Origin of the sequence: Leucobacter sp. OH1287 (assembly GCF_003859945.1) — a bacterium.
Lineage (GTDB): Bacteria > Actinomycetota > Actinomycetes > Actinomycetales > Microbacteriaceae > Canibacter.
Genome location: NZ_RQYM01000040.1, coordinates 1 through 302, shown reverse-complemented (window position 1 = coordinate 302; position 302 = coordinate 1). Strand labels below are relative to the sequence as shown.

Sequence of the window (302 nt, the reverse complement as noted above, 5' to 3'; positions counted from 1 at the left end):
CAGCATACCCGGGCTTCAAGGTTCCATACGGTGAAACCATCACAGTTCAGCCATACTGGTTCGATGCGGAAAAGGTTAACGACCCAGCAACCTACGACAAGGTACTGAAGCTCACCCAGGGCAAGTCAGACCGGTTCATCAAACTCGGCGAGCCAAAGTCATTCGTTCCAGTTGACCCAACAACCCTGAACTGCAACCCGCCAGCTCCAACACCAACCTACGAGCCAGCACCAGCTGCTCCAAGCTTCGAGCTGACAGCAGCAGCGTGTGTAAACAACAAGGCAGTAAACAACCTCCTAACA

1 protein-coding gene is annotated in these 302 nt (G+C 53.3%); it reads left to right on the top strand.

All coding sequences use genetic code 11. From position 1 onward, the window contains the following. A partial coding sequence (locus EII30_RS08945) for a hypothetical protein (protein WP_158608708.1) occupies nucleotides 1–302 on the top strand: 302 nt, incomplete at both ends.